At 73.1% G+C, this 23,414-nt stretch carries 23 protein-coding genes; 18 read left to right on the top strand and 5 right to left on the bottom strand.

Annotation, left to right across the window (positions count from 1 at the left end):
- Nucleotides 1-13: 13 nt before the first annotated feature.
- From FBY22_RS28915 to FBY22_RS28955, 9 genes are all read left to right on the top strand, one after another.
- Nucleotides 14-1,234 carry a PAS domain S-box protein gene (locus tag FBY22_RS28915; RefSeq protein WP_142150851.1) on the top strand — a complete coding sequence of 407 codons (1,221 nt, stop codon included), beginning with the start codon at nucleotides 14-16 and terminating at the stop codon, nucleotides 1,232-1,234.
- A gap of 20 nt (nucleotides 1,235-1,254) precedes the next feature.
- Nucleotides 1,255-1,617, top strand: a complete 363-nt coding sequence (locus FBY22_RS28920; RefSeq protein WP_142152548.1) for an STAS domain-containing protein — start codon at nucleotides 1,255-1,257, stop codon at nucleotides 1,615-1,617.
- Complete coding sequence (locus FBY22_RS28925) at nucleotides 1,614-2,042, top strand: ATP-binding protein (RefSeq protein ID WP_142150852.1); 429 nt, start codon at nucleotides 1,614-1,616, stop codon at nucleotides 2,040-2,042. Before FBY22_RS28920 ends, FBY22_RS28925 begins: the two co-directional genes overlap by 4 nt.
- Before the next feature lie 70 nt (nucleotides 2,043-2,112).
- Nucleotides 2,113-3,072 (top strand): SpoIIE family protein phosphatase, encoded by a 960-nt coding sequence (locus FBY22_RS28930; protein WP_260845206.1) that lies wholly within the window; start codon nucleotides 2,113-2,115, stop codon nucleotides 3,070-3,072.
- The gene (locus tag FBY22_RS28935) at nucleotides 3,069-4,295 is read left to right on the top strand and encodes a PAS domain S-box protein (protein ID WP_142150856.1); all 1,227 of its coding nucleotides are present in this window, start codon (nucleotides 3,069-3,071) and stop codon (nucleotides 4,293-4,295) included. The genes FBY22_RS28930 and FBY22_RS28935 overlap by 4 nt, the downstream gene beginning before the upstream one ends.
- Before the next feature lie 135 nt (nucleotides 4,296-4,430).
- Nucleotides 4,431-5,105 (top strand): DUF4389 domain-containing protein, encoded by a 675-nt coding sequence (locus FBY22_RS28940; protein ID WP_142150858.1) that lies wholly within the window; start codon nucleotides 4,431-4,433, stop codon nucleotides 5,103-5,105.
- 245 nt (nucleotides 5,106-5,350) lie between these two features.
- Nucleotides 5,351-9,217 carry a Pls/PosA family non-ribosomal peptide synthetase gene (locus tag FBY22_RS28945; RefSeq protein ID WP_142150860.1) on the top strand — a complete coding sequence of 1,289 codons (3,867 nt, stop codon included), beginning with the start codon at nucleotides 5,351-5,353 and terminating at the stop codon, nucleotides 9,215-9,217.
- Between the two features lie 74 nt (nucleotides 9,218-9,291).
- Nucleotides 9,292-10,662 carry a M1 family metallopeptidase gene (locus FBY22_RS28950; RefSeq protein ID WP_142150862.1) on the top strand — a complete coding sequence of 457 codons (1,371 nt, stop codon included), beginning with the start codon at nucleotides 9,292-9,294 and terminating at the stop codon, nucleotides 10,660-10,662.
- A gap of 36 nt (nucleotides 10,663-10,698) precedes the next feature.
- Nucleotides 10,699-11,121 carry a YchJ family protein gene (locus tag FBY22_RS28955; protein ID WP_142150864.1) on the top strand — a complete coding sequence of 141 codons (423 nt, stop codon included), beginning with the start codon at nucleotides 10,699-10,701 and terminating at the stop codon, nucleotides 11,119-11,121.
- Between the two features lie 9 nt (nucleotides 11,122-11,130).
- Here the strand turns inward: FBY22_RS28955 and FBY22_RS28960 are convergent, their stop codons facing one another.
- Entirely contained in the window at nucleotides 11,131-11,832 is a 702-nt protein-coding gene (locus FBY22_RS28960) for a FadR/GntR family transcriptional regulator (protein WP_142150866.1), read from the bottom strand.
- A 127-nt stretch (nucleotides 11,833-11,959) separates the two neighbouring features.
- Between FBY22_RS28960 and FBY22_RS28965 the strand changes: the two genes are divergently transcribed.
- From FBY22_RS28965 to FBY22_RS28985, 5 genes are all read left to right on the top strand, one after another.
- The gene (locus FBY22_RS28965; RefSeq protein WP_142150868.1) at nucleotides 11,960-12,466 is read left to right on the top strand and encodes a gluconokinase; all 507 of its coding nucleotides are present in this window, start codon (nucleotides 11,960-11,962) and stop codon (nucleotides 12,464-12,466) included.
- Nucleotides 12,467-12,518: 52 nt separating this feature from the next.
- Entirely contained in the window at nucleotides 12,519-13,916 is a 1,398-nt protein-coding gene (locus FBY22_RS28970) for a gluconate:H+ symporter (protein WP_142150870.1), read from the top strand.
- A 10-nt stretch (nucleotides 13,917-13,926) separates the two neighbouring features.
- Nucleotides 13,927-14,685, top strand: a complete 759-nt coding sequence (locus tag FBY22_RS28975; protein ID WP_142150871.1) for an SDR family oxidoreductase — start codon at nucleotides 13,927-13,929, stop codon at nucleotides 14,683-14,685.
- Between the two features lie 14 nt (nucleotides 14,686-14,699).
- On the top strand, nucleotides 14,700-15,731 hold the full coding sequence (locus FBY22_RS28980) for an L-idonate 5-dehydrogenase (protein WP_142152549.1): 1,032 nt from the start codon (nucleotides 14,700-14,702) through the stop codon (nucleotides 15,729-15,731).
- 84 nt (nucleotides 15,732-15,815) lie between these two features.
- Nucleotides 15,816-16,874 carry a hypothetical protein gene (locus tag FBY22_RS28985; protein ID WP_142150873.1) on the top strand — a complete coding sequence of 353 codons (1,059 nt, stop codon included), beginning with the start codon at nucleotides 15,816-15,818 and terminating at the stop codon, nucleotides 16,872-16,874.
- Here the strand turns inward: FBY22_RS28985 and FBY22_RS28990 are convergent.
- The 4 genes from FBY22_RS28990 to FBY22_RS29005 all read right to left on the bottom strand — a co-directional run bounded on the left by FBY22_RS28990 (nucleotide 16,812) and on the right by FBY22_RS29005 (nucleotide 20,848).
- A complete protein-coding gene (locus FBY22_RS28990; protein WP_142150875.1) occupies nucleotides 16,812-17,438 on the bottom strand; it encodes a cytochrome b/b6 domain-containing protein in 627 nt (208 codons plus the stop codon). The genes FBY22_RS28985 and FBY22_RS28990 overlap by 63 nt on opposite strands.
- Nucleotides 17,422-18,174 (bottom strand): molybdopterin-dependent oxidoreductase, encoded by a 753-nt coding sequence (locus tag FBY22_RS28995; protein ID WP_142150877.1) that lies wholly within the window; start codon nucleotides 18,172-18,174, stop codon nucleotides 17,422-17,424. The genes FBY22_RS28990 and FBY22_RS28995 overlap by 17 nt, the downstream gene beginning before the upstream one ends.
- Before the next feature lie 147 nt (nucleotides 18,175-18,321).
- A complete protein-coding gene (locus FBY22_RS29000; RefSeq protein WP_142150879.1) occupies nucleotides 18,322-19,863 on the bottom strand; it encodes an APC family permease in 1,542 nt (513 codons plus the stop codon).
- A 34-nt stretch (nucleotides 19,864-19,897) separates the two neighbouring features.
- A complete protein-coding gene (locus FBY22_RS29005; RefSeq protein WP_142150881.1) occupies nucleotides 19,898-20,848 on the bottom strand; it encodes a hypothetical protein in 951 nt (316 codons plus the stop codon).
- Between the two features lie 402 nt (nucleotides 20,849-21,250).
- Between FBY22_RS29005 and FBY22_RS29010 the strand changes: the two genes are divergently transcribed.
- From FBY22_RS29010 to FBY22_RS29025, 4 genes are read left to right on the top strand one after another with little or no spacing between them, the layout of a single operon-like run.
- Nucleotides 21,251-22,144, top strand: a complete 894-nt coding sequence (locus FBY22_RS29010) for a DMT family transporter (RefSeq protein ID WP_142150882.1) — start codon at nucleotides 21,251-21,253, stop codon at nucleotides 22,142-22,144.
- A 23-nt stretch (nucleotides 22,145-22,167) separates the two neighbouring features.
- A complete protein-coding gene (locus tag FBY22_RS29015; RefSeq protein WP_142150884.1) occupies nucleotides 22,168-22,689 on the top strand; it encodes an NUDIX hydrolase in 522 nt (173 codons plus the stop codon).
- 10 nt (nucleotides 22,690-22,699) lie between these two features.
- On the top strand, nucleotides 22,700-23,092 hold the full coding sequence (locus FBY22_RS29020) for a YidH family protein (RefSeq protein ID WP_142150886.1): 393 nt from the start codon (nucleotides 22,700-22,702) through the stop codon (nucleotides 23,090-23,092).
- Nucleotides 23,089-23,412, top strand: coding sequence for a DUF202 domain-containing protein (locus FBY22_RS29025; protein WP_142150888.1), 324 nt, complete (start codon nucleotides 23,089-23,091; stop codon nucleotides 23,410-23,412). Before FBY22_RS29020 ends, FBY22_RS29025 begins: the two co-directional genes overlap by 4 nt.
- The last annotated feature ends 2 nt before the right edge of the window (nucleotides 23,413-23,414 follow it).

Below are 23,414 nucleotides of genomic sequence, written 5' to 3' on the forward strand. Positions count from 1 at the left end.
AGGCGGGGCGGGCATGGCGACGTCGACGGAAGGTGCCCGCGATCCAGGGGCGGACCTGCGCGATCTCGAGGCGATGCTGGACGCGGTCACCGATCAGGCGATCGTCAAGCTGGGTCCGGACGGCGAGGTGGTCCGCTGGAGCCGCGGCGCCCGGGCGATGACCGGGTTCGAGCAGGACGAGATGGTGGGCCGGTCGGTGGAGGCGCTGCATCTCGCCGAGGACCGGGAGACCGGGCTGGTGCGACAGGAGCTGGAGGCGGCCCGCGACGACGGCCGGCGCACCTTCCAGGGCTGGCGGGTCCGCAAGAGCGGCGAGCGGTTCCTGGCGCAGGTGACGCTGACACCGGTGCGGGAGCCGGACGGCTCGGTGACGGGCTTCGTCAAGACGCTCAAGGACGTCACCGAGAGAGCGCGGGCCGAGTCGCTGTTCCACGGGCTGCTGGAGTCCGCGCCCGACGCCATGCTGATCGTGGGACCGGACGCCCGGATCGTGCTGGCCAACCGGCGGACCGAGACGCTCTTCGGCTTCGAGCGCGACGAACTGGTCGGCCGGGAGATAGAGGTGCTGGTTCCGGCCCGGTTCCGCGACCGGCACGTCGGCCACCGCAGCGGCTTCCTGGCCGATCCGCGGCTGCGCCCGATGGGTCTGGGCCTGGAGCTGTACGGGATGCGCCGCGACGGCACCGAGTTCCCGGTCGAGATCAGCCTGAGCCCGCTGGAGACCGCCGAGGGCCGGCTGGTGGCGGCCGCGATCCGGGACGTGACCGAGCGCCGGGAGACCGAGCAGCGGCTGCAGCGGCAGCGCGACGAGATCCTCGAGCTGTCCACGCCGGTGATCCAGGTGTGGGACAAGATCCTCGTGCTGCCGATCATCGGCACCCTGGACACCCTGCGGGCCACCCGGCTGACCGAGGGCCTGCTGGAGAAGATCGCCCACACCCAGGCCGAGGTCGCCATCCTGGACATCAGCGGCGTGCCCACGATCGACACCCAGGTCGCCCAGCACCTGCTGAAGACGGTGCAGGCGGCCGCGCTGATGGGCGCGGTCAGCATCATGAGCGGGGTGCGCCCGGAGACCGCCCAGTCCATGGTCCACCTGGGCATCGACATGGGACGGCTGCGTTCCCGCAACACCCTCCAGGACGCCCTCCGGCTGGCGCTTGCCGTACTGGCCGAGCGATCCGGTACGGCGGCCGACGCCGCGCGGGCCCTGGCCGGCGGGGAGGGACGGTGAACGAGGACGTCGTACCGGTCATGCGGATCGGTGACACGCTGCTGGTGGCGTTGCAGGGGGACCTCGACGACACCACCGTGATCCGGATCGAGGAGCAGCTCACCCGGGAGATCGCGAACACCTCGGCGTCCGGCATGCTGATCGACGTCAGCCGGTTGAGCGTCGTCGACTCCTTCATCGCCCGGGTGCTCGCCCGGATCGTGGCGATGGTGCGGCTGCTCGGGGCGCAGGCGGCCGTGGTGGGGATCCAGCCGGCGGTGGCGATCACGCTGGTGGAGCTGGGCGTGCAGATGGGGCACCTGGACACCGCGCTCAACGCCGAGCAGGGGCTGGCGCTGCTGGAGCGGTTGCGCCGCGGCGACACCGGTGCGGGCCTGCTGTGACGACGGGGGCCGCCACGGAGCGGGAGCCGGACGCGTTCGCCATCGCCCACGAGGCCGACCTGATCCGGGTCCGCAAGGTGCTGCGCGCCGAGGCGGAGGCGGCGGGGCTGAACCTGGTGGACGCCACGAAGCTGATCACGGCCGGCAGTGAGCTGGCCCGCAACATCCTCAACTACGCGACCGGCGGCCGCGGAAGGCTCTGTGTGGAGCGGGTGCACCGGCAGGGGCGTCGCGGGGTGCGGGCCACGTTCTCCGACGACGGGCCGGGCATCGCGGACATAGCGGCGGCGCTGACGGACGGCTTCAGCACGCGCGGCAGCCTGGGCCTGGGGCTGCCGGGCGCGGGGCGGCTGGTGGACGACATGACGCTGACGTCCACCGCCGAGGCGGGGACCACGGTGACGATCGTGAAGTGGCAGCGATGAGCGGGACTGGGGTGGGACGGCACTGAGCGAGAGCGAGCACCAACGGCATCCGATCGGGGCCCCGGAGGACGTGGGAGCCCTGCGCCGGTCGGTCGCCCGCCTCGCCGCGGCGCGGCCGGCGCTGCGTGCGGGCGCGGCCGAGCTGGTCGCCACGGAACTGGGCACCAATCTGCTCCGGCACGCGCACCCCGGCGGGTACGTGCTGCTGCGGAAGGCCGGTGACGGCATCGAGCTGCTGTCCGTCGACCACGGACCGGGCATGACGGGCGTGGCCCCGCCGGTGACGGGCCCCTCGGCGCCGGTGCCCGGGGGCGGGTTGAACGCGGGGCTGGACGTCGTACGGCGGCACGCCACCGAGTTCGACTGGTACGCCACCCGGCGCGGCACGGTCGTCTACGCGCGGCTGGGCACGGCCGACGCCGGCGCGGACGGGAGGTGGCGGTTCGGCGGGGTCAACGTGCCGCTCGGCGGGGACGGCGAGTCGGGGGACGCCTGGACGGTCGTGCCGGGCCGCCCGTCGGCCGTGCTGGTCGTGGACGGGCTGGGGCACGGTCCGGCGGCGTCCGTCGCCTCCCGGGCCGCGGTCGGCGCGTTCGAGCGGGAGCCGGTCACTGATCTGGACCGGTTCGTGCGGCGGGCGCACGAGGCGATGCGCGGGACCCGCGGCGGCGTCCTGGGCGCGTGTCTGATCGACGCCGAGCGGGGCGAGCTCTCCTACGCGGCCGTCGGGAACATCACCGGGCGGGTGTTCACGGGCGCCCGCTCCGTGCATCTCCTGGACCGCCCCGGCACGCTGGGCACCCATCTGCCGGTCCCGAGCACCCGTGTGCAGCGCTGTGCGTGGGAGCCGGGTTCGATGCTGGTGCTGGTCTCCGACGGGATCCGGTCCGGCTGGAGCCTGGAGGATCACCCGCGGCTGGCGCAGCGGCATCCGTCGGTCGTCGCGGCGGTCGTCCACCGCGAGTACGCCAGGCCCTCGGACGACGCCACCGTGGTCGTGGTCCGGGACCCTGGGCGCGTGCCATCATGAGCCACGTTTCCGTCACCGCAGACGAAGGGCGGTCGGACATGGGGGAGTTCGTCGACCCCAGGACCCCCGCGGACCCAGGGCCTGCGTCCGGGCCCGGACCGGGCGCGGAGCCGGACGGCCGGACGCTGCTGATCGACGAGCTGCGTCAGGAGCTGGAGGACACCAACCGGGGCCTGATCGCGCTGCACACCGAGCTGGAGGCGGCCCGGGCGGGTGAGGCCCGGCTCGCAGCCATCGTGGCGTCGTCCGACGACGCGATGCTGGCGGTGGACGCGGAGGGTCTCGTCCAGACCTGGAACCCCGGCGCGCGGCGACTGCTCGGGCACGGCGAGCGGGAGGTCGTGGGGCGGCCGGTGGAACACCTCATGTCGCAGGGGGCGTTCGACGCCTTCCGCTCGGCGGTGGAGCAGATCCGTGCCCGCGGGCACGCCGAACCCCATCAGAGCCGCTGGCGCCGGGCCGACGGCGGCGAGGTCGACGTGGCCGTCACGGTGTCGGCGATGCGGGACGCCGGCGGGGAACTGATCGGGTTCTGCACGGTGGCCCGGGACATCACCCAACAGTTGGCCGCGCAGGCGGAGTTGGCGGCCGCCCGGGCGGATCGTGTGGTGACCGACGAGCGTGAGCGCATCGCCCGTGACCTGCACGACATGGTCATCCAGCGGGTGTTCGGGGCCGGTCTCGTCCTGCAGAGCATCGCCGCGCGGGACGTCCAGCCCGGGCCCGCCGCCCGTATCACCTCGGTCATCGACGAACTGGACTCCACCATCAAGGAGTTGCGCAACACCATCTTCGAGCTGAACCGGCCCACGCAGAAGGCCGTCAGTCTGCGCGCCCAGGTCCTCGGCGAGACCGCGGCCGCGGAGGGCCGGCTCGGTTTCGCGCCCGCCGTCGAGTTCCACGGCCCCGTCGACGCGACCGTCCCGGACGAGACGGCCGTGCATCTGCTGGCCGCGCTGCGGGAGGCCCTGTCCAACGTCGGCCGGCATGCCTGGGCCTCGGCGGTGCAGGTCACCGTGCGGGCGGCGGAGGATCTGCTGCTGGAGGTCGTGGACAACGGCCGGGGCATCGGCACGCCGACCCGCAGCAGCGGTCTGACCAACCTGCGCCGGCGCGCGGAGCGGTTCGGCGGGAGCTTCGAGGTGGCCGGGCGCGCGGAAGGCGGCACCCGGGTGTCGTGGCGGATACCGGTGACGGCGGCCGGGCCGGCCCGCACATCCTGAGGCACCGCCCGGCGCCGGGACCGATGGTCCCCGGGGGGGCCCCGGTCGGCCCCTCGCGGTGCCGGGCCGGGGTGGCCACGCTGATGGTGGGGCTTGCCCCGCGGCGGCAGCCCCGGACCGAAGGAGCTGATCGCCATGACGACCTTGGCAGCGACACCGGACCGCCCGGTCCGGGTGGAGGCGGTGCTGGACGCGCCCCTGTCGCGATGGCTGTGGCTGGTGAAGTGGATCCTGGTCATCCCCCACTACGTGGTGCTGTGCTTCCTGTGGATCGCGTTCACCGTGGTGAGCGTGGTCGCCTTCTTCAGCATCCTGTTCACCGGCCGCTATCCCCGCGCCCTGTTCGACTTCAACCTGGGGGTACTGCGCTGGAGCTGGCGGGTCGCCTACTACTCGTACGGCGCCCTCGGCACCGACCGGTACCCGCCGTTCAGCCTGGGTGAGGAGCCCGACTACCCGGCCCGGCTGGACATCGCCTATCCGGAACACCTCTCCCGTGGCCTGGTGCTGGTGAAGTGGTGGCTGCTGGCGATCCCGCACTACATCGTCATCGGCTTCTTCCTCGGCGGCTGGCGCGTCGGCTGGTGGGACGGCGGCCTGGTCGCCGTGCTGGCCCTCATCGCGGCCGTGATCCTGGCCTTCACCGAGAAGTACCCCAAGGGCCTGTTCGACCTGATCCTGGGCCTGAACCGGTGGGTGCTGCGGGTGGCCGCCTACGTCGGGCTGATGACGGACAGCTATCCGCCGTTCCGGCTCGACATGGGAGGTGACGAACCGGGTGTCGCGACCCTGGTGGAGGACCGGTCGTGACCGTCGTCCCGGGGCTTCACTCTCGGTGTGGGGGATCTCTCTCCGTAGTGAAAGGCGCAGGTCAACGGCCCCCGTTTCGGGGGCCGTTCCTCCGGACGGCCCATCCGAGTGGCTGTTCCGTCGGGCCGAACCTAGCTTCGTACTAAAATTTCCGGCTTGTTACGGAGCTGGAGGAGGACAACCCCAGGCAGACCTGCGGGCCCGCCAGCGCCCCGGAGGCTTCCGGGATCGAGACGCGAGGACCGATGGCAGCCATACACGAGAGCAGTGCTCTCGGCCTGCTCGACGATGAGCTCAGCGCTGAGATCCACCGGCAGTTCGGCGACACCGCACGCTTCTCCGCAGGTCAGGCGCCCTCTCCGCGGACCCTGGTCGACATCTTCGACGCCTCTGTGCGCTCCTACCCGGGTGAACTCGCCCTGGACGACGGCTCGCGGCAGCTCACCTACCGGGAGCTGGCGACCGAGGTCGAGCGGCTGCGCGGGCGACTGGCCGCCGCCGGGGTCGGGCTCGGCGACCGGGTGGGGGTCCGGGTCCCGTCCGGCACCAACGATCTGTACGTGGCGATCCTGGCCGTCCTCGCCGCCGGTGCCGCCTACGTCCCCGTCGACGCGGAGGACCCCGACGAGCGGGCCGAGCGGGTGTTCTCGGAGGCGGCCGTACGGGTCGTCGTCGGCGCCGGCCACGAGCTGACCGTCACCGGGGGTGGTGCGGCGAAGGCCGCGCGGCCCGGCGTCGAGCACGACGCGTGGATCATCTTCACCTCCGGCTCCACCGGCAAACCCAAGGGCGTCGCCGTCTCCCACCGCAGCGCCGCCGCGTTCGTGGACGCCGAGGCCGCGCTGTTCCTCACCGAGGACCCGATCGGCCCCGCCGACCGGGTCATGGCGGGGCTGTCGGTTGCCTTCGACGCCTCCTGCGAGGAGATGTGGCTGGCCTGGCGCTACGGCGCGTGTCTGGTGCCGGTGCCCCGTGCGCAGGTCAGGAGCGGCGCCGACCTCGGCCCCTGGCTGGTCGAGCAGGAGATCACCGTGGTCTCCACGGTGCCGACGCTCGCCGCGCTCTGGGAGCCCGAGACGCTCAACGACGTACGGCTGCTGATCTTCGGCGGCGAGGCCTGTCCGCCCGAGCTGGTGCAGCGGCTGGTGACGGAGGGCCGGGAGGTGTGGAACACCTACGGGCCGACCGAGGCCACCGTCGTCGCCTGCGCCTCGCTGATGAGCGGTGCCGAACCGATCCGTATCGGGCTGCCGCTGGCCGGCTGGGAGCTGGCCGTCGTCGACGAGACCGGGGAGCCCGTCGCGATGGGCGCCGCCGGCCAGTTGGTGATCGGCGGGGTCGGCCTCGCCCGGTACCTGGACGCGGAGAAGGACGCGGAGAAGTACGCGCCCCTCGAATCGCTGGGCTGGGAACGGGCGTACCGCAGCGGTGACCTGGTCAGGGCCGAACCCGAGGGGCTGGTCTTCCTCGGGCGGGCCGACGAGCAGATCAAGCTCGGCGGTCGCCGGATCGAGCTCGGCGAGGTCGACGCCGCCCTGCAGGCGCTGCCCGGGGTGGCCGGCGCGGCCGCCGCAGTACGGACCGCGCGCGGCGGCAACCAGCTGCTGGTCGGCTATGTCGTCACCCAGGAAGGCTGGGACCACGCGACCGCCGTGGAGAAGCTGCGCGCCGAACTGCCTGCCGCGCTCGTCCCGTTGCTCGCCCCGGTCGCCGAGCTGCCGACCCGGACCAGCGGCAAGGTCGACCGCGACGCGCTGCCCTGGCCCCTGGAGGACCTGGGGACCGGCGGACCGGCCGAGCGGCTGTACGGCACCGAGGCGTGGCTGGCGGAGCAGTGGACGGAGGTCCTCGGCATCCCCGTCACCAGCGCCCGCGACGACTTCTTCGCGATCGGCGGCAGCAGTCTGGCCGCCGCGCGGCTGACCACCAGGCTGCGCGCCCGCTATCCGAGCGCCGCCGTCCTGGACATCTACCAGCAGCCCACGCTGCGCAAGCTGGCCCGCCGGCTGGAGGAGTCGGCGCAGGACGACGGGGGCAGCCGCACGGTCGCCCCCGTCCCCGCCCGCGCCAGGATCGTCCAGCTGCTGCTCCTCGTCCCGCTGTTCACGCTGCTCGGACTGCGCTGGACGGTGGCGCTGGCCGCGCTCGGGAATCTGCTGCCCGCGTGGTCGTGGCTGCCGACGGCCCCCTGGTGGCTGGTCGTGGCCGGTGCCCTGCTGCTGTTCAGCCCGCCCGGCCGGCTCGCGATCGCGGCGGGTGGCGCGCGGCTGCTGCTGCGGGGCGTGCGCCCGGGCCGGTACGCGCGCGGCGGCGGCGTCCACCTGCGGCTGTGGACGGCCGAGCGGCTGGCCGAATTCAGTGGCGCGACCTCGCTGACCGGCTCCTGGCTGGAGCGGTACGCGCGCGCCCTGGGCGCCAGGGTCGGCCAGGACGTCGACCTGCACTCACTGCCGCCGGTGACCGGCATGCTCAAGCTGGGCCGGGGCGCGGCCGTGGAGTCCGAGGTCGACCTGTCCGGCTGGTGGCTGGACGGCGACCGGCTGGAGATCGGCCAGGTCAAGGTCGGCGCTCACGCCACCGTCGGCACCCGCAGCATCCTCTTCCCGGGCGCCCGCGTCGGCAAGCGCGCCGAGGTGGCGCCCGGTTCGGCGGTCACCGGGCAGATCCCGACCGGCCAGCGCTGGGCGGGCGCTCCCGCGGTCAAGCTCGGCAAGGCCAAGCGGAACTGGCCCAAGGACCGGCCGCAGCGGGGCAGCTACTGGCGGGTGATGTACGGCCTGACGGGCCTCGTCCTCACCGCCCTGCCGCTGCTGGCCTGCGGGGCCGCCTTCCTCGTGGCGTACGCCCTGGTCGACCCGGCGGCGCCGGTGCGCGGCGCCGCGCTCGCCCTCGTCCCGGCGACGCTGGCCTTCGGGGCGGCGTTCGCGCTGTTGATCCTCGTCGGTGTGCGGCTGCTGAGTCTGGGCCTGCGCGAGGGGACGTACCCGACGCACAGCAGGACCGGCTGGCAGACCTGGACGGTCACCCAGCTCATGGACCGCTCCCGGGACACGCTGTTCCCGCTGTACGCGGGGCTGGTGACGCCGGTGTGGCTGCGGCTGCTCGGCATGCGCGTCGGGCGTGGCGCCGAGGTGTCGACCGTGCTGGCCCTGCCCAGTCTGACGACGGTCGGCGAGGGCGCGTTCCTGGCCGACGACACGCTGACGGCGCCGTACGAGCTGGGGGGCGGCTGGATGCGGATCGGGCGCGCGGAGATCGGGCGGCGGGCGTTCCTCGGGAACTCCGGGATGACCGCGCCGGGGCGGAGCGTGCCGGACGGCGGGCTGGTCGGGGTGCTGTCCGCCACGCCGAAGAAGGCGAAGAAGGGCAGCTCCTATCTGGGGCTGCCGCCGGTGCGGCTGCCGCGCAGCGCCGAGTCGGGCGACCAGAGCCGGACGTACGACCCGCCGGCGCGGCTGCTGTGGGCGCGGGGGCTGGTGGAGCTGTGCCGGATCGTGCCGGTGTTCTGCTCGGCCGCGCTGGCCGTCGGCACGGTGGCGGTGCTGTGCCTGCTGGGGCCGTGGGCGCCGCTGCTGTCCGGGGTGGTGCTGCTCGGGGCGGGCGTGGTGGCCGCGCTGGTCTCGGTTCTCGCGAAGTGGCTGCTGGTGGGGCGGCACCGCACGGGTGAGCATCCGCTGTGGAGCGGTTATGTGTGGCGCAACGAGCTCGCCGACACCTTCGTCGAGGTCGTGGCCGTGCCGTGGCTGGCCGGGGCGGTGCCGGGGACGTCGCTGATGAACGGGTGGCTGCGCGGTCTCGGCGCCCGCATCGGCAAGGGCGTGTGGGTGGAGAGCTACTGGCTGCCGGAGAGCGACCTGGTGACCCTTCAGGACGCGGCGACCGTCAACCGCGGCTGTGTCCTGCAGACCCACCTCTTCCACGACCGGATCTTGCGGACGGATACTGTTGTCCTCCGTGAGGGCGCCACGCTGGGCCCTGGCGGGATCGTGCTGCCCGGCAGCACGATCGGGGCCCGTACGACCCTGGGTCCCGCGTCGCTCGTCATGGCCGCGGAGTCCGTCCCGGACGACACCCGCTGGCTGGGCAACCCGATCGAGGCATGGCGTCCCTGAGCGCGGGCCACTCGGATTCGGTGGGCGGTGTACCGGCGGGCAGTGGCGGCGCAGGGCAGGGAGCGGAAGCGGCAGTGGCGGTTCAGCAGTCGGCGGCGGCCGACCCGTACTTTCCGGAACACGGTGACCCCCGTTACCGCGTGCACCGGTACGAGATCACGCTGGACTACCGTCCGGGGCCGAACCGGCTGTCGGGCGCCGTCCGGATCAACGCCATAGCGGGGCGGTCGCCGCTCGCCGAGTTCTTCCTGAACCTGTCCGAGTTCAAGGTCGGCCGGGTGCGGGTGGACGGCCGGCAGCCGCACTACACCCACCGCGGCGGCCGGCTGCGCATCCGGCCCGCCAAGCCGGTCCGCTCCGGTGCCGCGTTCACGGTCGAGGTGCACTGGTCGGGCAACCCGAAGCCGGTGAACAGCCCGTGGGGCGGGCTGGGCTGGGAGGAGCTGGAAGACGGGGCGCTGGTGGCGAGCCAGCCGATCGGGGCGCCGTCCTGGTATCCGTGCAACGACCGGCCGGCCGACAAGGCCTCGTACCAGATCTCGGTCACCACGCCGTCGGCGTACGCGGTCGTCGCGGGCGGGCGGCTGCTGACCCGTACGACCAGGGCGTCCACCACGACCTGGGTGTACGAGCAGGCCGCGCCGACCTCCAGCTATCTGGTGGGTCTCGTGATCGGCAAGTACCAGACGGTGCTGCTGGGCGATCCGGGACCGGGCGGGGTGCCGCAGCACGGGCACATCCCGGCGCACCTGCTGCCGGAGTTCTCGCGGGACTTCGCGCGGCAGCCGCGGATGATGGACCTGTTCCAGGAGCTGTTCGGGGCCTACCCGTTCGAGGAGTACGCGGTCGTCGTGACCGACGAGGAACTCGATGTGCCCGTGGAGGCACAGGGGTTGTCGCTGTTCGGCGCCAACCACGTGGACGGGGCACGGGGTTCGGAGCGGCTGGTCGCGCACGAGCTGGCGCACCAGTGGTTCGGCAACAGCGTGTCCATCGCGGACTGGCGGCACATCTGGCTGAACGAGGGGTTCGCCAAGTACGCCGAGTGGCTGTGGTCGGAGCGCTCGGGCGGCCGGTCCGCGCAGCAACTTGCCGGTGCCGCGCACCGGTTGCTGTCCTCGCAGGCGCAGGACCTGAAGCTGGCCGATCCCGGGCGCAAGACGATGTTCGACGACCGGCTCTACGAGCGCGGCGGCCTCGCCGTGCACGCCGTGCGCTGCGCGCTGGGCGACGACGCGTTCTTCCGCATGCTGCGCGGCTGGACGGGCCTGCACCGGGGCGGGGCGGTCACGACGGCGACGTTCACCGCGCATGCCAACCGCTACGCGGACGAGCCGCTGGACGACGTGTTCGACGCCTGGCTGTACCGCACGGCGCTGCCCGCGCTGCCCACGCTGGTTCCGGCGCGCCCGTCGCACCCGCCGACCAACGCCGAGTCCGCGTAGCGGGGCGGGGCGGGCGCGTACGGGAGAATGGGGCCCATGTCCCGACGTACCTCGCCCTCCCGGCGCCGGCGCGGCTCCGCGCCGACGTCCAGCGCCTCCTGCCCCTGCGGTCTCGGGGAGCCGTACGACGCGTGCTGCGGCCGCTTCCTCGGGGGTGAGGCGGCCGCGCCGACCGCCGAGGCGCTGATGCGGTCGCGCTACACGGCGTTCGTGCGGCTCGACGGCCCCTATCTGCTGCGCACTTGGCATCCGCGCACCCGTCCCGCGCGTCTCGACCTCGATCCCGGCATGCGCTGGACGGGTCTGGAGATCCTCGCCACGACCGACGGCTCCGCCTTCCACGGCACCGGCACGGTGACGTTCCGGGCGTCCTTCAGGGGCGGTTCGCTGCACGAGCGCAGCAGCTTCGAGAGGGTGGACGGGGCGTGGGTGTACGTGGACGGGGAGATCCTCGACTAGGACACCCGCCTAGGGCGCGAGGATGTCCAGTTCCTGCAGTGCCCCGACCGTGATCCGGCGGGTCAGTTCTTCGGCGCGGGCCGCGTCGCCCTCCCGTACCGCCTCGGCGACCTGGACGTGCAGGGTCACGGCGGCCGGGTCGGGGTCCTCGAACATCACCTCGTGATGGGTGCGGCCCGCGAGGACCTCGGCCACGACGTCGCCGAGGCGCGCGAACATCTCGTTGCCCGAGGCCGTGAGGATGATCCGGTGGAAGGCCATGTCGTGGACGAGGTAGCCCTGAAGCCGGTGACCGCGGGAGTTGGCGACCATGCCGAGCGCGCACTCGGTCAGCTCGGCGCACTGCTCGGCGGTGGCGTGCCGGGCCGCGAGCCCCGCGGCGACCGGCTCGATCGCGGAGCGCAGCACCGTCAGGGAGCGCAGCTGCCCGGGGCGGTCGGCGCCGGCCAGCCGCCAGCGGATGACCTGGGGGTCGTAGACGTTCCACTCGGACTTCGGGCGCACGGTCACGCCGACGCGACGGCGGGACTCCACGAGGTGCATGGATTCCAGCACCCGGACCGCCTCGCGCATCACGGAGCGTGAGACGTCGAAACGCTGGGCGAGTTCGTCGGTGCGCAGAACACTGCCCGGCGGGTACTCACCCGCGGTGATCGCGGGGCCGAGGGTGTCCAGTACATGGCCGTGCAGCCCCCGGCCCATTGTGCTCATGCACTCAGAGTACGTGCCGTGTCACACGCTCAAAAAGTCAGACTTATTTGTCTCAGACTCTTGAATCGTCGTACCTAATCGGTTTCAGTTACGTCCGACACCAGTCGAAGAAGACAGTGAGGCAGCGATGAGCACCCCCCATGTCGTCGTGGTGATGGGCGTCGCGGGCACCGGGAAGACCACCATCGGTCCCCTGCTCGCGGCCCGGCTCGGCGTCCCGTACGCCGAGGGCGACGACTTCCACCCGCAGGCCAACATCACCAAGATGTCGGCCGGCGTCCCGCTCGGCGACGACGACCGTTGGCCGTGGCTCGACGCCATCGGCGCCTGGGCGCACGGGCGGGCCGGGCTCGGCGGAGTGGTCAGCTGCTCGGCGCTGAAACGGTCGTACCGCGACCGGCTCCGCGCGGCCGCCCCCGGCGTCGTCTTCGTCCATCTGGCGGGCGACCGCGCCCTCATCGAGGACCGGATGTCCCACCGTCAGGGGCACTTCATGCCGACCGCGCTGCTCGACTCCCAGTTCGCCACGCTCCAGCCCCTGGAGCGGGACGAGGCGGGCGTCACCGTGGACGTCGCCGGCAGCCCCGAACAGATCACCGCACGGGCCGTGAAGGCACTCGCCGACCTCCCGTAACCCCCCCCCCACGCCTCCCTCCCCGTCCCCGTACCTGCAAGGGAACTCCCCCGTGACCAGACTCAGCGTCGAGATGCTGGCAGCGGACGCACCCGAGCCGATCACCTCGGCCGGCCACGCTCAGCTGGGCATCGCCGTTTTGGCGGGCATCGCCGTCATCGTTCTTCTCATCACCCGGTTCAAACTGCACGCCTTCCTGGCGCTGACCCTCGGTTCGCTGGCGCTCGGCGCGATCGCCGGCGCGCCGCTCGACAAGGTGATCACCAGCTTCACCACCGGCCTGGGCACCACGGTCGCCGGCGTCGGTGTGCTGATCGCGCTCGGCGCGATCCTCGGCAAGATGCTCGCCGACTCCGGCGGCGCCGACGAGATCGTCGACACGATCCTCGCCAAGGCCGGCGGCCGGGCGATGCCGTGGGCGATGGTGCTGATCGCCTCGGTGATCGGTCTGCCGCTGTTCTTCGAGGTCGGCGTGGTGCTGCTGATCCCGGTCGTGCTGATGGTCGCCAAGCGCGGCAACTACTCCCTGATGCGCATCGGCATACCCGCCCTGGCCGGTCTGTCCGTGATGCACGGTCTGGTGCCGCCGCACCCCGGCCCGCTGGTCGCCATCGACGCGGTCAAGGCGAACATCGGCGTCACCCTCGCCCTCGGCGTCCTCATCGCCATCCCCACGGTGATCATCGCCGGACCGCTGTTCTCCAAGGTCGCCGCCCGCTGGGTGGACGTCCAGGCCCCCGACCGGATGCTGCCGCAGCGCGCGTCGCAAGAGCTGGAGACCCGTCCGGGCTTCGGCGCCACGCTGACCACGATCCTGCTGCCGGTCGTCCTGATGCTCTCCAAGGCGCTGGTCGACATCGTGATCGACGACCCCGCGAACCTCACCCAGCGCGTCTTCGACGTCATCGGCTCCCCGCTGATCGCCCTGCTCGCCGCCGTGCTGCTCGGCATCTTCACGCTGCTGCGGCCCGCCGGGTTCGGCAAGGAGCGGCTGACCCCGCTGGTGGAGAAGGGCCTCGCGCCCATCGCGGGCATCCTGCTGATCGTCGGCGCGGGCGGCGGCTTCAAGCAGACGCTGATCGACACCGGCGTGGGCCAGATGATCCTGGACATCTCCAAGGACTGGTCGATCCCGGCGCTGCTGCTGGCCTGGCTGATCGCGGTGATCATCCGGCTCGCCACCGGTTCGGCGACGGTGGCGACGGTCTCGGCGGCCGGCCTGGTGGCCCCGCTCGCGGCCGACATGTCGACCACCCACACGGCCCTGCTGGTCCTGGCGATCGGCGCCGGCTCGCTCTTCTTCAGCCATGTCAACGACGCCGGGTTCTGGCTGGTCAAGGAGTACTTCGGTCTGACCGTCGGCGAGACCGTCAAGACGTGGTCGGTCATGGAGACGATCATCTCGGTGGTCGCGGGCGGCCTGGTCCTGCTGCTGTCGCTGGTCATCTAGGAGCACGCGGATGAGTCACCCCCTGTTCGACATCCGCGGCCGCACCGCCCTGGTGACCGGCTCCAGCCGGGGCATCGGTCTGGCGCTGGCCCGGGGCCTGGCCCAGGCCGGCTGCACGGTGGTCCTCAACGGACGGGACGCCGGCCGGCTCACCGAAGCGGCCGCGCGGCTGCCCGGCGAGGTCCACACGGCCGTCTTCGACGTCACCGACGGGCCCTCGGTCAAGGCGGGCATCGCCGATGTCGAACAGCGGGTCGGCCCGCTCGACATCCTCGTCAACAACGCGGGCATGCAACTGCGCGCCCCGCTCCTGGAGTTCACCGACTCCGACTGGCACCGCATCCTGGACACCAACCTCACCAGCGCCTTCCTGGTCGGCCGGGAGGCGGCCCGGTACATGACCGCCCGCGGCCACGGCAAGATCGTCAACATCTGCTCGCTGCAGAGCGAGGTGGTCCGCCCGGGCATCGCGCCCTACGCGGCCACCAAGGGCGCGCTGAAGATGCTCACCAAGGGCATGTGCGCCGACTGGGGGCCGCACGGCGTGCAGGTCAACGGCCTCGGCCCCGGCTACATCGAGACCGAGCTGACCCAACCCCTCGTCGAGGACGAGGAGTTCAGCGCCTGGGTGCGCCGCCGCACCCCGGCCGGCCGCTGGGGCACCACCGAGGACCTGGTCGGCGGGGTGCTGTTCCTGGCCTCGCCCGCGGCCGACTTCGTCGGCGAGCAGGTCCTGTACGTCGACGGCGGAATGACGAGCGTGCTGTGAAGAGGGCCGCGGGGATGCTCGGTTGTGTGATCCACGGTCGCGGCGATCTGCGCGTGGAGGAGCTGCCGGTACCGCGGCCCGGCCCCGGGCAGGCTCTCGTCGCCGTCCGCTACGGCGGCGTCTGCGGCTCCGACCTGCACTACTTCAAGCACGGCGGGGTGGGCGACTTCCGCCTGCGCGAGCCGATGCTGCTCGGGCACGAGGTGGTCGGGACGGTCCTCGCGTACGGGACACCGTCCCCGGCGAGTCCCGCCCCGGGCACGGCCGTCGCCGTGCACCCGGCCACACCGTGCGGCGCCTGCCCGGAGTGCGCCCGGGGGCGTCGCAACATCTGCCGGGACACCCGTTATCTCGGCAGCGCGGCCCGCTTCCCGCACGTACAGGGCGGCTTCGCGGCTCAAGTGGTCGTCCCCGAAGGTCAGTTGAGGGCCCTTCCGGCGGGTCTGGAGCTGCGCCGGGCGGCCCTCGCCGAGCCGCTGTCCGTGGCCCTGCACGCCGTTCACCGTGCGGTGGACGTGGCCGGACGGCACGTCCTGGTCACCGGCGCCGGCCCGATCGGCTGCCTGGTCGTCGCCGCGGCCCGGGCGGCGGGCGCCGCCCGGGTCACGGTCACCGACCTGCTCCCGGCCGCCCTCGCGTACGCGCGTGCCGCCGGCGCCGACACCGTCGTACGGGCGGACGACCCGGACGATCCCGGGTGGCCGGCCGAGGCGGACGTGGCCGTGGAGGCCTCCGGGGTGGCCGCCGCTCTGGACACGTGTCTGCGATCGGTGCGCCGCGGCGGGGTCGTGGTGCAGCTCGGGATGCTGCCGTCTGGGCCGAGTCCCTTCGCGGGGAACCTCGTCGTGAGCCGGGAGATCGACCTCAGGGGAGCCTTCCGCTTCGACGCGGAGTTCGACGAGGCGCTGCGGCTGCTCGCGGCGACGCCCGCGCTCGACGGGCTGGTCAGCGCGGTGGTCCCGGTGCGGGAGGCGGAGTCGGCCTTCGCGCTCGCGGCCGACCGGAGCCGTTCCTGCAAGGTGCTGCTGGACTTCGGGGCGCCGTGAAAGGGTTCCCCGGCGGCGCGGCCGCCCGCATCATGAGGAGATCCCGGGGCGGGGGCCCCGGGGTCGACGGTGTCGGGGGGCGTCATGGCGGTTTCCCTCGGGATGCGCGTCTCGGGGCTGCTGGTGGCCGGAGCGGTGGCGGTGGCCGTCGCGGCCTTCGGGGGTGACGGCGGTGGCGGGCCGAACGGCTCGGGCGGCGGCAGCCCGATCGTGACCGCGGGCCCGTCCGGGCGCCCGCCCGCTCCCGCCCCGCCCGCCTCCCCCACTCCCCGCCAGTCACCGGCCGGTGAGGCGAGCGACGTCGTGAACCCCGCCGCGCCGCCCCGCACCCACCGCACCATCGCCCCGCGCCCGTCCGTCTCTCCCACGCCGGCGCTTGTCGACAGGCCGCTGCTGAGCCCCGCCTGGCTCCCGCCCGGCCCCGTCTCGCCCGACGCCGACTCCGCCCCCGATCCCTCGAGCCTCTACGACCGGCTCCGCGACCCCGCCGGGTGCCGCACCGCCCTCGCCCTGATCGACCGGACGCCGGCCGGCCCGGACCGGCGGCTGCTGCGCGGTCTCGCCGAGGCCTGTCTGGCCGTGCAGGGGCACGGCGGCAGCTGGGACACGGCGGCCGCGGACCACACCGCCCTGGCCGGCCGGGCCGACACCTGCAAGGACCGGGCCGCCTACGCGGTTCTCGGCGCGCTGCTGGACTTCCACCGGCGACACCCGCACGCCACCGTGCCGTTGCGGACCGCGCGGGGCGGCACGCCCGCGTGCGCCTACCACGTCGCGGGGGTGGACACGGGCCAGGCCGCGCCCGGTGACGCCGTCGGGATCGAACTGCGCGGCACCTACTTCGACCCCGCCGAACTGGCGCGCTACGGCGAGGTGTTCATCGGCGGCAAGCGGCTCGACGGACCGCCCGTGATCAGGTCCCGGGACGGCGACCGGCTGGTGCTGGCCGCCGTCGTACCGGCCCTGGACGGCTACCCCAGGGCGGTCGACGTGGTCGTGCGGTACGGCGCCGCCGAGGCGCGGTCGCAGGACGCCTTCACGGTCGTGGCGCCCGCCGCCGTCCCGTCACCGGACCCGTCGTCAGGGACGCCACAGGGGGTGCTCCCGCTCGGCCCACTCGCGGCTCACCTTCCCCGTCCGTAGCCCGTGCCGCGCCTCGGGGTCGCCGAGCGCCATGCCTATGTGCCCCGCGAGGACGATTCCGATGGTCAGGGCCAGCCAGTCGTGCACGAAGGTCGCGCTGGTGCGCCACATGATCGGGGTGAGGTGGGTGAACCACATGATCAGCCCCGTGCCGAGCATCACCACCGACGCCCCTGCGATCCAGGCCGCGTAGATCTTCTGCCCCGCGTTGAACTTCGCCGCGGGACGCGCCGAGCGCCGCTTGTCCCGGGCCAGCGCCCCGTGCAGCCAGGTCCTGTCGTGCGGCCCGAAGCGGTTGAGATGCCCCAGGTCGGCCCGGAAGGCGCGGGAGGCCAGGCCCAGCAGGACGGGAACCGGCAGGGCGAGCCCGGCGAACTCGTGCACCCGGACCACCAGCTCGCGGCGGCCGACGACTTCGGCGAGCTGGGGGACGTAGAGGAAGGCGGCCGTCACCACGCACACGCCCATCAGGGCGGCCGTGGTGCGGTGCACCCAGCGCTGGACGGGGCCGAAGCGGCGCACCTCGGTGACCTGCGGGGTGTGGGCCTCAGCTCGTAGGGTCATCGTCCCGCCCGTTCGACTTCCCGACCCAGGCGTCGACGTCGTAGCCGAGCCTCTCCCAGTAGCCGGGCTTGACGTCCTCGGTGACGGTGATGCCGGAGAGCCACTTCGCGGACTTGTAGAAGTACATCGGCGCCACGTACAGGCGGACCGGGCCGCCGTGGGCGTGGCCGATGTCCTTGTCCTGCATGCGCAGGGCGACCAGGACGTCGGAACGGCGGGCCTGTTCCAGGGTGAGGCTCTCGGAGTAGGCGCCGTCGAAGCAGGTGAAGCGCACCGCCCCGGCCTTGGCCCGCACTCCGGCGGCGTCCAGCAGCCGGGACAGGCGCACCCCTTCGAACGGGGTGTCGGGGACCCGCCAGCCGGTGACGCACTGGACGTCCTTGACCAGCCGGGTCTGCGGCAGCGCACGCAGCTCGCCGAGCGTGTAGGTCGTGGGGCGGTCGACGAGGCCGTCGACGGTGAGGCGGTAGTCGGTGGCGTCCTTGTGCGGGACGGAGGAGGTGACCGAGTAGTAGCGGAAGCCGCCGCCATTGGGCAGCAGGCCGGTCAGGCCGGTGGGGTCCTTGTCGGCCGCCGCGCCGAGGAAGCCCTCCAGACCGCGCTGCAGTACGGGAGCGGCGACCACGCCGAGCGCGCCCAGGCCGATGGTGCCCAGCAGGACGCGGCGGCCGATCGGAGTGCCGTGCTGCGCGGGCGGCCGCGGCTCGCCCGGTTCCTCGGGTGGTTCGGAGTTCACGCCTCCATTCGAACACCCGCGACGCCGGGCGGGCCAGGAATCGCGGATGCCCGTCAGGGTTCCGTAATGACTTCTTACGGCGTTCTCAGAATCGGGGTTGTCAGAGAGGGGGGTTCCCGGAAACGGATTCTCCCAGGGGCGCCGACCCTACGGCGCGTCCTGTGCCGCCTCCTCCAGCCGGAAGGCCTCGTTGCCGAGCCCGATGCGGGCGTGTGCCTCGGGCGAGCGGGAGCGCAGGAGGAGTCCCTGGACCAGGCCGGCGACCAGGGCGAGGGCGATGATGCCGGGCAGCACCCAGCTCAGGGCCGAGTCGGGGCCGGCGCCGACCAGGACGTCGAAGTCCTTGACCGTGTATCCGGCGATCACCAGCAGGGCGACGGCGGCCAGTGCCGAGGTGAGAAGCCGCCAGGCCTGGGCGCGGGCGGCGCCGCGCCGGGCGAAGAACACGATGACGGAGACGGAGGCGGCCGCCATCAGCAGGATCACGCCGAGCGCGCCGATGTTGCCGAACCAGGTGAACAGGTGCAGGACGGGCTCGGTGGGATCGCCGGCCGGACCGTCGTCGGCGATCGCGAAGACGGTCACGATCACGGCGGCCACCGCCGTCTGCAGCAGGGAACCGGTGCCGGGGGCGCCGCTCGCGCCGGTGGTCCGGCCGAAGGCGCGCGGCAGCAGTCCCTCGCGGCCCATGGCGAAGGTGTAGCGGGCGACGACGTTGTGGAAGCTGAGCATGGCGGCGAACATGCCGGTCACGAAGAGCACGTGCAGGACGTCGGTGAAGGCTCCGCCGAGCCGGGACTCCGTCAGCGAGAAGAGCATGCCGGCGCTCTCCTTCCGGGCCACCCCGACGACCTGGGTCGGGCCCGCGGCGACGGTGAGCGCCCAGCAGCTCACCGCGAAGAAGACGGCCACGCCGGCCACCGCCAGGAACATCACCCTCGGCACCAGGACGTGCGGCCGGCTGGTCTCCTCCGCGTACACCGGCGCCTGCTCGAAGCCGACGAAGGCCGCGATGCAGAAGCACAGGGCGGTGCCCACGCCCGCGCCGGAGAGCGTGTCCGGGTTGAAGGCGTGCAGCGACAGGCCCTCCCGGGCCGGGTCGCCGATCGCGGCGACGTCGAAGATCACCACCAGGATCACCTCGACGACCAGCAGGACGCCCAGGACGCGCGCGTTGATGTCGACCTTCAGCCAGCCGAGCGCGCCGACCACCGCGAGGGCCACCAGAGCGGGTGTCCACCAGGCGACCTCCACATGGGCGTAGGTGGAGAACAGCCCGGAGACCTCGAAGCCGAAGATGCCGTAGATGCCGACCTGCATGGCGTTGTAGGCGACCAGGGCCACCAGGGCGGCGCCCGCGCCGGCGGTGCTGCCGAGGCCGCGGGAGATGTACGCGTAGAAGGCTCCCGCGTTGTGGACGTGCCGGCTCATCTCGGCGTAGCCGACGCCGAAGAGGACCAGCACCACGCCGAGGACGACGAACAGCAGGGGCTGGCCGACGATGCCCATCACCGCGAATGTGGTGGGCATGACACCGGCGACCACCATGAGGGGTGCGGTCGCGGCGAGCACGGAGAGCAGCAGGCCCCCCGTGCCGAGGCGGTCGGCGCGCAGGGCACGCTCCTGCCCCAGATAGGTGCTGATGCCGTCGGTCGTGGTGCGGCTCGCGCTGGAACTGCCCGTGGTCATCGCAGGACCGTCCTTGTGGTTGGCGTCGGGAGTGTCACACCGTGCCGAGCGCGGCGGCTCGCGCGGCGCGGAAGGCGGGGTAGGGGTCGTGGTGCGGGTAGGACCAGGGCGCCGGCGTGGCGTGCTCGCCGATCCGGTGGAAGAGGGCGGCGGCCTCGGCGCCCCGGCCCTCGCAGACCTTGGCGTGGGCGAGGAAGTTGAGGTCGACCAGGCGCCGAGGGTGCCCCTCCTGCTCCCACTCCAGCCACCAGTCGAAGGCGGCCTTCATCACCTGCCGGGCCCGGCGCCCGCTCCAGTGGCCCGAGGCGACCGGATCGGGGGGCTCGTGGCCGGCGGCGGCCAGCACGCGGTAGCGCTCGGCGTGCGCGACGACGGGTAGGACGGCGAGCGGCGAGTCGGCGGGGGCCCGCTCGGCCGCCCAGTCGGCGAAGTCGTAGACCTCGTGCAGCGGGTCCCGGCCCGTGCAGGCGCCCCGCTCGGCGAGCCGCGCGACCATCAGGTGGTGGGCGTGGTGGTGGTCGGCGCACCGGGAGCGGACCTCGCCGAAGAGCCGTAACGACTCCTCCTCCGCACCCAGGGAGCACTCCAGCATCAGCAGCCCCAGCCACGGGGTGGGATCGGCGGGGGCGCGCCCGGCGGCCTCCCGGCAGGCCTCGCGGGCGAGGTCGGGCCGCTCCGCGCCGCGCAGGGCGCGTTCCACCAGGGCGAGGGCGAGCAGCAGGGCGGCCTCGGCGGAGGCGGGCTCGGCGACCATCCAGTCCCGCGCCCAGGCCGCGCTGTAGCGCTCCTGCCCGAGGACGACGGCCCGGTGTCCACGTCGGTCCCAGTCGTCACCCGTGTGAACGAGCAGTGATCGCGCGGCCTGCCACCTCCCCTGCGCCAAGGCCGCCCGGGCGGCGAGGAGTTCGGTGTCGTCGAGGGCCGCGTCCAGCGCGTGTGCCGCGCGCTTGCGGGTCCGGCCGAAGGATGGCGGGGGTGGGGGCACCGCGGGACTTCCTCACGCGACGCGGCTCTGCGTCAGGACTCGGGGTTTCGGACTGGCGTCAGCTGATCACTCACAGCAAACTCGCAGCCAAGGCTTGAGTCAAGGCCCGCACAGCCGTTACACGCGTCAACTTCTGTTACATCTGGGGTACTTGAGAAATGGACAATGATGGTCGCCACCACCGGACCGGCGACCCGGTGTGGCGTACGCCATGGCGCACCTCGTCCCGTGCCCTCACCATGGGCGGAACGACCGGATCCGCAACTCCCTTGATCGACGCGGAGAAGTGACCGAGTCGACCGCCCGGATACGGGCACTCCCAGGAGCATGCCGGGCCCTGGGACGCTACAGTCACCCACTACGCACTCCGTGACCCGGCCCGTCTGACTCGAGGTACGCAGCGTGTCGTTTCTGGTTCTGATTCTCGCCGTGAGCGCTGCCTGCTGCCTGGGCTTCGGGTTCGTGCTCCAGCAGAACGCGGCCTCGCACGCACCGCTGGGCGACTTCCTCTCGCCCCGGCTGCTCCTCGACCTGATGCGGGTGCCGCGCTGGCTGGGCGGCATCGGCCTGATGGTGGCCGGCATGGTCCTGGGCGCGATCGCCCTCAGCCAGGGCGAGGTCTCCCTGGTCGAGCCCCTCCTGGCCACGAACCTGCTGTTCGCCCTGGCCCTCTCCCGCAAGCAGACCAGGCAGCCGCTGGGCCGCCAGGGCTGGACGGGCCTCGCACTGCTCGCGGGCGGCGTCACGGCGTTCATCGTCGCGGGCCGGCCGCGCGGCGGCACCGCGGTCAGCGACCCCTTTCGCCACTGGCTGATCATCGGCGCCATGGTGGGCCTCGCCCTCCTGCTGACCACGTACGCCAAGCGCTCCCGCCTCAGCTCCGGCCCGGTCCTGCTCGCCCTCGCCGCCGGTCTGCTCTACGGCGTCCAGGACGCTCTCACCCGGGTCAGCGGGCAGCGCTTCGCCGAGGGCGGCCTGACCGAGCTGTTCACCACCTGGCAGCCGTACGGCGTGGCCGCGCTCGGCGTCACGGGCCTGGTGCTGGTGCAGAGCGCCTTCGAGACGGCGCCGCTGCGCATGTCCCTGCCCGCCCTCACCGCCGCCCAGCCGCTGGCCGGCATCGCCTGCGGGATGGGCTTCCTCGGCGACCGGCTGCGCACCGACACCGGGGCGCTGGCCTGGGAGGCGGCGGGCCTCGCGGGGATCGTCGTCGGCATCGTGCTGCTGGGCATGCACCCCTGCATGCCTACGGGCGCGGGCAAGCCGGAGCGCGTGCGGGACCTGCAGCCGAACTGATGCCGCCCTGCTTGGATGTCGGTATGACGACCCCCGCAGACGAGATCCTCGACATCGTCGACGAGCACGATCAGGTCATCGGCCGCTCCCCGCGCGGCGAGGCCTACGCCAAGGGCCTGCGCCACCGCTGCGTGTTCATCCAGACCCGCGACGCCGAGGGCCGCCTCTTCGTCCACCGTCGCACCGCGACCAAACTGGTCTTCCCCTCCCTCTACGACATGTTCGTCGGCGGCGTGGTCGGCGCGGGCGAGTCCTACGACGAGGCGGCCCTGCGCGAGGCGGAGGAGGAACTGGGCGTGAGCGGCCTGCCGGCCCCGCGCTTCCTGTTCAAGTTCCTCTACGACGACGGCGCCGGCCGGAGCTGGTGGTCGGCGGTGTACGAGGTCCGCTGCGATCTGCCCGTCCGGCCGCAGGCCGAGGAGGTGGCCTGGCACGACTTCCTGCCGGACGCCGAGGTGGAGCGCCGGCTCCCGGAGTGGGAGTGGGTACCGGACGGACTGGCGGCGTACGAACGGCTGAGGGAGCACCGCAGAGCCGCCCGATAGAGTCCGACGCGTGATCGAATTCGTACGGAACGTCCGCCTGTGGTTCGCTCCCGAGGAGATCCGTCGGGAGGGCAGTACGCCCGACTACCGCTTCTCCCTGGCCAACGAGCGCACGTTCCTGGCCTGGCTGCGCACCGCGCTCGCCCTCATCGGCGGCGGCTTCGCGGTGGACCAGTTCCTGCCCGACCTGCGCTGGGCCTGGCGCGTCGGGCTGGCCCTGGCGCTGCTCGCCGCGGGCGTGCTGTGCTCCCTGCGTGCGGTCAACCACTGGATGCGCTGCGAGCGGGCGATGCGGCGCGGCGAGGACCTGCCGGTGTCCCGGTTCCCGGCGGTGCTCGGTCTCCTCGTCGCCGTCGTGGCGATCGCGATGGTCGTCGTGGTGACCGTCGGGTGGGAGGGGTGACCGCCCCGGCCGCCGAGGAGCGCGACCCCGGGCTGCAACCCGAGCGCACCCGCCTCGCCTGGCGCCGCACCACCCTGGCGAGCACGGTGGCCGCCGTCCTCTCCGTCAAGAGCGCGCTGCGCGGCGGCCTCTCCGTGTCCGGCGTCGTCGTCTGCGCGCTGTGCTGCGCCCTGTGGCTGGGCTTCCTCCTCGTCGCCCACCACCGCATCCGGGCACTCGCGGCCTCCGCCGGCCCGCCCGTCCTCGCGCACCGGCACGCCACGGCGGCGGTCCTGTGCACGGTGGCCCTGGCCCTGTGCGGAGCGGCACTCGTCCTCTAGGA

It is taken from the genome of Streptomyces sp. SLBN-31 (genome assembly GCF_006715395.1).
GTDB lineage: Bacteria > Actinomycetota > Actinomycetes > Streptomycetales > Streptomycetaceae > Streptomyces.